Raw genomic sequence first — 7499 nt, 5'->3', positions numbered from 1 at the left:
GAACGTCGTCACGCCACGAAAAGACCACATAGAGTGCTTTACGCAGCCGCATAGCTCGCAAGCCCATCGCTGTCCGTCAGACCGGGGCAACTCCATCTGCCGAGCCCGAGTCGGGTCAGATGCCGGCTGACAGTGCGCCGGTTGATCACGAACCCAACGTCGGTCAATTCGTCGGTGATCCGCTGAGCGGACCACATACGCGAGTACGCCGACAGCCGCCAGGTCTCGATCTGCAGGATGGCCCAGGCAGGTGTCGCGTTTGGGCTTCGGTGAGGAGTCGAGGATCGCCAGCCTCACCGTGACGCCGCCACCGGTTGACCCACTTCGACGCACAAGCCTGGGAGATGCCCATCTCTTCCGCGACGTGAGCGATCGGGCGAGTCTGGCAGCGTCGAACCAGGCGTCGACATCCTTCCATCGACAGCGGCGCGTTGCGGCGTCCCATGCCGAGCGTCCTCACAGTCCGCGCTTCATTGCGCGGGTAGAAAGCGTCATGCCGATGATGGCGATCGCCACGGCTGCGGTGATGCCAGCGGCTACGGAGGTGTTGAGGAAGTCGCCGGCGAACAGGGTGCGGGCGGCGTCGACGATGTAGGTGATGGGGTTGATCGCGGCGATGGCAGAAAGCCACCTGGGGCCGGCGTCGACGGGGAGCAGGATGCCGGAGAGCAGCATGATCGGGAAGATCAGCATCTGGGTGACGATCCAGAACAGATTGCCGCTGGGCCGGGAGGCGATGGCGAGGGCGTAGGAGAACGCACTGAGTCCGGTGGCCAGAAGGATCAGCAGGGCCATGGCTGCCAGTGCGCCGGGTACGTGGAGGTCCATGCCCAGGGGGATCGCAATGATCGTCAAGAGGGCGGCTTGGGCGAGCAGGGTGACGGTGTCTTTGCCGGTGCGACCGAGGACGATCGCGGTGCGACTGATCGGTGTGGCGAGGAAGCGTTCCATCTGTCCGCCGTTGAGTTCGGCCAGCATGCCGTGACCGGCTGAGAGCGGCCCCATCAGGCACATCATCACCAGGATGCCGGGCACGAACCACTGCCAGACGTCACCGTCACCTGCACCGGCAGCGATTCCCAAGTTGGGGTCGGTGCCGACCAGCATCGAGCCGAACAGCACGAGGAAGAGCAGAGGCTGTCCCATGGCGAAGATGATGCTGATCGGGGACCGCAGTTCTGGGGTGATCTCACGGGAGAAGACCGTGGCGGTGTCCCGGAGGGCCTTAGGTGTCAGGTAAGGCATGAGTTGCTCCGATCTGCCCGTTGGTGGAGGGCTTGGTGATGTCGGTGGCATCGCCGGTGACTTCGAGTCGGCGGCCGGTGAGATTGAGGAAGACGTCGTCAAGCGATGGGCGGTGCACGCTGGCGCGGATGACGGGGATGGACTCGTGGTCCAGCCGTCGCAGGAGGGCTGGGAGTGCGGCGTCGGCATCGGCGATCCGCACGCTCACCACCTGACCGTCCAAGGCGACCTCGGCGACCCCTGCCAGCTGTCTGACGAGACCTGCTGCTGAGTGGGCGTCCTCGGCGCTGCCTGTAGTGAGGTGGATCCGGTCGCCTGCGAGGTCGGCTTTGAGGGTGTCCGAGGTGCCGTTGGCGATCACTTCGCCTTGGTCGACGATCACGATGCGCTCTGCCATGTCGTCGGCCTCGTCGAGGTAGTGGGTGGTGAGCAGGATCGTGATGCCGTATTCGCGGCGCAGAAGCTGTATTTGTTCCCAGAGGGCGGCGCGGCTGTGGGGATCCAGGCCGGTGGAGGGCTCATCGAGGAACAACACTCGGGGGTTGTGGATGAGGCCGAGGGCGATGTCCACTCGGCGGCGCTGACCGCCCGAGAGCGTGCCGGGAGCACGACTGGCCAGGTGGCCGATGCCGAGGACCCCCAGCACCTCATCGGCTCGGCGACCCGCATCCCGGGTCCTCAGGCCGTAGCACCGGCCCTGGGTGATGAGCTCCTCGCGGATCCGATGGTTCTCACCGGAGGCGCCCTTCTGGCCGACGTAGCCGATGGCCTCGCGTACTCGGCCGGGTTCGCGTGCGGCGTCGTGGCCCGCGATGTGCACGCTGCCGGAGGTGGGCGGCAGCAGCGTGGTCAGCATCCGCAACGTGGTCGACTTGCCCGCGCCGTTCGGCCCAAGCAGTGCCACCAGCTCGCCGGCCGCCACATCGAAGCTCACATCACGTACCGCTTCGATCACCTCCTTGCCGGCTTTGAAGGCGCGACGGAGCCCCTCCGCCCGGATCATCAACTCGCTACTCATGTTTTGGACTCTAGAGTCTCCGTAGTGGAACTACAAGCTTCCATTAGGGGGGGTGTTGGTACCATGAAGGTGTGAGTGCGAAGAACAGAACTGAACGCGCCATCGTCGCCGCGGCGGCACGCACCTGGGCAGGTGACCGAGCGGCCACGTTGCCGCAGATCGCTCAGGCGGCGGAGGTGGGGCGTACGACGTTGCACCGGTACTTCCCTGAGCGTGATGGGCTGGTGCGGGCTGCGGTGGAGTACGCGCTGGAGAGCGTCGCTGGCGCGATCGCCGAGGCAGAACCAAGCAAGGGCCACCCGGTTGAGGCGATGCGGCGGGTCGTCGCGGCTCTGGCGTCGGTGAGCGAGGCGATCATGTTTGTCTTCGGGGACCAGTCTCTGGTGCGCGAGGTGGTCCCGACCGTCGAACCCGACCTGCCGACCCCGCACGATCCGGTTCTCGACCTCATCCGGCGGGGACAGGCCGACGGGGTGTTCGACGACCAGCTCGCCCCCGAGTGGATCCAGCAGGTCCTGTGGGGCCTGTCCTACACCGCCTTCGAACAGGTGACCCAGGGCGCCTTGGCAAAGTTCGATGTCGCTGCGACCGTGACCCGCACCCTCGAGCGCGGCATCACCACCCACGACGGCGACCAGGCATGAACGAACTGACGGACTCCACGGCCGCGACGGCACCTGCTGCAGAACCCGGCGCGGGACCATGCTGGACGGTGGACTTCTGGCTCGACCCCGCCTGCCCACTCACCCGCAACACCGCCCGCTGGATCACCCACGTCTCCGAGGTCGTCCCCCTCCAGGTGACCTGGCGAGCGATGAGCCTGTCGATCCTCAACGAGCATCGCGATGACGACCCCGAAGGCGACCCCAACGGCTACCTCTGGATCCCCGCCCGAATCGCTGCCGCAGTCCAGACTGAGCACGGACACAACGCGCTCGGCATGTTCTACGAAGCGCTCTGGACCACTTCCACCGGCGTCGAGCGCGAATGGATCGACGACCCAGCCGACGCACTCCAAAGAGCCGGACTGCCGACTTCCCTGGCGGAGGCCGGTACCACAACCGCCTACGACCGTGCCCTACGTGCTTCCCACCGTTCCGGCGTAAACCGAGTCGAGGCAGAGATCGGCACACCGATCCTGACCATCACCATGCCCACTGGTGATCAGCACACCTACTTCGGTCCCGTCATCCAGGCCGTCCCCCCACCCGAGGAAGCAGTCAAACTCTGGGAGGCCCTGCTCCTCATCACCACCATCCCGGCATTCCGCGAACTCAAAGGCTGACGAGGGCAACTCACCGGTTCGCGCGACGCCGCTGTCACCAACGTCCTGCCCCGCAACAGCTAGGCAGGCTTGCTGTCACCAGACGCGCCGCAGCTGGCGAGGCAGATGAGTCGGGCCGTTGCGGGGGCTCAGCGGCGGTCCAGCGCGTCTATCAGCTTGCCGAGGTTCCGCACCGCACGATCGGAGGCGCCCTTGGCTGCCAGAGCTCCCAGGACGACGTCCCGGTCCAGCAGCCCTGCGCCGCGCAGGTCCTGCAAGATGCGCTGGGCTTGCTGCTTGCCGAACTGGTCACCGAAGCCGTTGTTCTTATAGAAGTCCAGCCGGTCGATTGCTTCGGCCAGCTCGGAATCGAGCTGCTCGGCCTGCTCATCGGGCCGGGTGAGGTCGATGGCGCCGAGTTGGCGCGCCCAGCCTTCGAGCGGGAAGCCGTGGACGCTCTCCACGATGGCCAGCGAGGACCCACGGGCCAGGCTCGCGGCGAAGTCGAGGGTTCTCTCGTCCGGAACGTATGCCAGAACGGGCCCCTTGCCGCGGCCGACACGGTCGCGGGAGGCACGCGGTGTGGTGACAGCGTGTTCCGCCGCGAAACGTCGCAGGGACGGGATCTGCTGTTCCACGCCGAAGGCATTGAGCACGAGCACGCCGACGGCGCCCTGTTCAGCGCATTCTTGCCGAACCCACGCCACGGCCAGATCGGCTGCGATCTCCCAATCCCGCTCGGGGTCGTTGTCGGGCACCCACGCTGCCCGCAGGATGCTGCTCGCGCTCGCCACGTTCGCGGTCCTCTCTACTTCGAGACGGCTGCGCGGAAGGCGCGGCCGTACCTGATCACGCTATCCGCAGCCTCCGACAACCGATCCCTGCGCGAGTAAGAGGACGGAACGCAGATGGGCCCGCCCGTCGATCTTGGTGACAACAAGCGTGCTTTTGTGACGCCTAGCTTGCTTCGGCTCAACAGCTGAGCCGAAGCAAGCTAGGCGTCACGATCGGGGTCCATCGAGCTGCGCTTTCGAGCACGCGAAGCAGGGTGGTTGTCACCAGATCAGCGCGCGACCGGTCAGCGTCAGCGCGCGAAGCACGGTAGGTGTCACTGACTGCCTCGCTTCGCGGGATATCTAGCCTGCCCAGCGGGCGCCACTGTTGTGGCTGTGTGCCGAAGCCGGTCATCCCTGAGCACCTCTGCAACCGTTTCCGCTTGGGAGGGGTCCTCTTCATGCTGGGCCCCGTGGGGGCGGTCGTACGTGAGGGTGGAGGGACGCCGTGGGGGCCCGGAGGGCGGCGAAGCGCGTCGGCGAGTTCCTGATTGAGATGGTTGGGGAAACCGTCGCCGAGGCGATACTCAGCCTGCTTGCCTGTGCCCTGCTTGCCCCTGCTTGGCTCTGATCGCCTACCTGAGCTGGTCCTTCAGCCCGCGTCTGGCGCTGGCGGGGGCCGGACTGCTCAGCTTCTTCCTCGCCCACGGCGCCTGGCAGATCTTCCGCTCGGCAGCGTGAGGCCCGGAGGCAGGAACTGGAGGCAGGCCTTGGCCGGGCACCGCTCCACCGTCCGCGATGCCGCAGCCGTACTGGCCTCCACGGCGGCCGGCGACCCGCGCCGCGAGAAGGCCGAGCAGGCGTTCACCGAGGCCGCCGCCGAGGCCCAGAAAGGTCAGGAACGGATCGGGCGACTGGCGCAGAGCGCTCAGGGTGCCCAGGCCGAGCAGTCTGCGGACAACGCCCGGCGTGCGAAGTCCGCTGCTGTCATCGAGACCGGCCAACGTGCCCGCACCCAGATGCGGGTGCGCCTGCGCAGCCGGCTCTCCGACGCGCTCACCGGCACCGACCTGCTGCCCGTGTGGTTCACGACCGCACTCGGTCCCATGGCACCCCCACGCCGCGCGGAGGAATGGCTGGAGACCGCCCTGGAGGTCCTGGCCTACCGGGTGACCTACCAGGTCACCGATCCCGTCCTCACACTCGGCAGCGCACCCAGCGCGAGCCAAGCCCCACTCCGAGCCGCACAGTTCAACGAACTGAAACGGGACTTGCGTAACTGGGGATGACCGCGCGCCCCAAAACCCATGGCCGGAGTCATTGAAGCCGTTCAGGCTCTTACCACTGGCGGCGCAGCTGGGCGCACTCCGAAGTGACCTGGGCGAGGAGGTCGATGTCGTCGGCGGGTGCGGGGCGTTGTAAGCGGTGCAGCAGGTCCCGGTGCAGGCGCAGCGCGTCATCGCTGCCGGTGGCGGCCAGGACAGCTGACCACAGGGGGCTGCCCGGGAGGGTTTTGTTCTCCGCTGTCTCCAGCAGCGTCAGTTTGTCCTGGTGGGTGAGGCGGCTCAGCTCACGCTGCCCGGTTTTGTCTCCGATCTCGCGCCAGGTGGTGACCCGCTTCTCACGGGCCGCCTTCTTCAGTGCCCCCATGACGAACGGCGCCAGGTAGCCGAGTTTCTCGGCGCGTTTTTGCTGTGCCTGGCGCTCCGCTGCCTCCTCTTGTTCACGCTGCATGGCCAACGCCCGCTCCGCCCGGTCCCGTCGGGCGGCCTTGTCGCGCTCACGCTGCTCTGCCAGCTGCTCCGTCTGCTCGCGCCATTCCTTTTCCCTCTGAGCCTGGCGCGCCGTGCGCCGCTCCTCCAGCTCACGCTGGAGCGCGGCCTGCTCCTGGTTGTACCGGACCCGTGCGACACGCACCGCCTCCCGCTCCTCGGCCGTCACGTTGAGGTCCCTCATCAGCTGGGTGGCCTTGGTGAGGAGGAGGAATGTGGGCTGCTCCTGCAGCTGGGCCAGAACGGTCTGGCGTTGTCGGGCTCGTTCTTCGAGCTGCTTCTGACCGCGGCCGAGAGCCAGGCGCAGCCGGGCGATGTTCTCCGGGACCTGCTCTGCCTCCAGGAGCTGCTGGATGGTTCTCACCGCGCTGTACAAACGGTCCGGCTGATCACGCATGGCGCGGTCGAGATGCATCAGCGCGCGTTTGACCGGGTCGTCCTGACGCACGGTGTTCGCCGCCCGCGGCTGGGAAGGCGCGATACTGACGATTGAGCGCCCCTCGGACTCGCTGTGCCGCGGCCCCGTGGCCATGGGCGCGCGGACGGCGTCGGGCCTGGTCGAGGTGTTCAGGCCCCGTGACGTCAGCTCGACGTCCTCCAGGCTGTCCCAGGTGGTGCCCACTCCCGGGTGTTCTGTGCCCAGCCGCATGACGCGGCCACCGCCGGGCCGGCCCTCGAAGCGGATGCGCTGCACGTAGCCGCGCTGTTCCAGGATGCCTGGGGCGATCCGTACGCCGGGCCCGAGGATGACTTCCCAGGAGCTGTCGTCCCGGCTGACGGGTCGGTTGCGGTCGAGGTGGACCAGGAGGATCCGCCCATCCTCCAGATGTATCAGGACGGCGGAGCCCAGCGGTTCGGGGTAGCTGAACTCGGCGGTCAGGCCCTGCGTGTGCAGCCATGCCGCCAGGTGAGCCTTGGCGAACAAGTGGTTGGCACTGTCCTTGCCCTTCGCTTTCCGGCCACAGCGCTCGCCCGAGCCGTTGGAAGCGTAATGCGCGAAATGACAGATCTTGTCGGTGCACAGCCGCGTGGTCAGCCGCCGCCCGCAGCCGCCCTCGAACTTGGTGCCGCACCAGATGGTGTCGTTCTCGTGCGTTCGCCGAAAAGCCTCCAGCTCCTCCACGGTCTCCGGGCACACAGCAGGCTCGTCCGAGTCCGGACTCCCGAAAACCGCAGTCTGGATGAGGCGCCGGTCCATGGTGCTCCCTTGCTCCAGATGGATGACTTCGCAGCATTGTGCAGCCCTGCACTGACAAATGCGGCGGCATTCGCCGGAAACGGCCTAAGGGCTGTCCCGTAATCCGTGGTGGATCAGCGCGCGGCGTCAGATGTGGTGCATCGCAAGGCGGAGGGACGCCCGAATACTGGATGTATTGGGGCGTTCCGACAACGCGGCGAGGATGGGGCCTCCCCTGCTCGAGCGCAGC

General features: G+C 67.0%; 7 protein-coding genes and 1 pseudogene. 3 read left to right on the top strand and 5 right to left on the bottom strand.

Features of this window, described 5'->3' with window-relative positions:
- Nucleotides 1-95 precede the first annotated feature (95 nt).
- The 3 genes and pseudogenes from ACH4EW_RS32230 to ACH4EW_RS32220 form a co-directional block, all read right to left on the bottom strand.
- A pseudogene (locus ACH4EW_RS32230) lies at nucleotides 96-445 on the bottom strand (helix-turn-helix domain-containing protein); the annotation flags it as partial.
- 11 nt (nucleotides 446-456) lie between these two features.
- The gene (locus tag ACH4EW_RS32225) at nucleotides 457-1245 is read right to left on the bottom strand and encodes an ABC transporter permease (protein WP_398263081.1); all 789 of its coding nucleotides are present in this window, start codon (nucleotides 1243-1245) and stop codon (nucleotides 457-459) included.
- A complete protein-coding gene (locus tag ACH4EW_RS32220) occupies nucleotides 1226-2263 on the bottom strand; it encodes an ATP-binding cassette domain-containing protein (protein ID WP_398263079.1) in 1038 nt (345 codons plus the stop codon). Before ACH4EW_RS32220 ends, ACH4EW_RS32225 begins: the two co-directional genes overlap by 20 nt.
- A 71-nt stretch (nucleotides 2264-2334) precedes the next feature.
- Here ACH4EW_RS32220 and ACH4EW_RS32215 point away from each other — a divergent pair, with 71 nt between their 5' ends.
- Both ACH4EW_RS32215 and ACH4EW_RS32210 read left to right on the top strand, forming a co-directional pair.
- Nucleotides 2335-2907 (top strand): TetR/AcrR family transcriptional regulator, encoded by a 573-nt coding sequence (locus ACH4EW_RS32215; protein WP_398263077.1) that lies wholly within the window; start codon nucleotides 2335-2337, stop codon nucleotides 2905-2907.
- Nucleotides 2904-3548, top strand: a complete 645-nt coding sequence (locus tag ACH4EW_RS32210) for a disulfide bond formation protein DsbA (protein ID WP_398263075.1) — start codon at nucleotides 2904-2906, stop codon at nucleotides 3546-3548. The genes ACH4EW_RS32215 and ACH4EW_RS32210 overlap by 4 nt, the downstream gene beginning before the upstream one ends.
- Nucleotides 3549-3676: 128 nt before the next feature.
- Here the strand turns inward: ACH4EW_RS32210 and ACH4EW_RS32205 are convergent, their stop codons facing one another.
- A complete protein-coding gene (locus ACH4EW_RS32205) occupies nucleotides 3677-4285 on the bottom strand; it encodes a hypothetical protein (protein WP_398263073.1) in 609 nt (202 codons plus the stop codon).
- Nucleotides 4286-5070: 785 nt separating this feature from the next.
- Here ACH4EW_RS32205 and ACH4EW_RS32200 point away from each other — a divergent pair.
- Nucleotides 5071-5589, top strand: a complete 519-nt coding sequence (locus ACH4EW_RS32200) for a hypothetical protein (RefSeq protein WP_398263071.1) — start codon at nucleotides 5071-5073, stop codon at nucleotides 5587-5589.
- Between the two features lie 49 nt (nucleotides 5590-5638).
- Here the strand turns inward: ACH4EW_RS32200 and ACH4EW_RS32195 are convergent, their stop codons facing one another.
- Complete coding sequence (locus ACH4EW_RS32195; protein ID WP_398263069.1) at nucleotides 5639-7270, bottom strand: hypothetical protein; 1632 nt, start codon at nucleotides 7268-7270, stop codon at nucleotides 5639-5641.
- Between the last annotated feature and the right edge of the window lie 229 nt (nucleotides 7271-7499).

The organism is Streptomyces sp. NPDC018000, assembly GCF_044328025.1.
Taxonomy (GTDB): Bacteria; Actinomycetota; Actinomycetes; order Streptomycetales; family Streptomycetaceae; genus Streptomyces.
The sequence above is the reverse complement of the archived record's forward strand: the minus strand, read 5'-3'. Positions and strand labels throughout refer to the sequence as shown.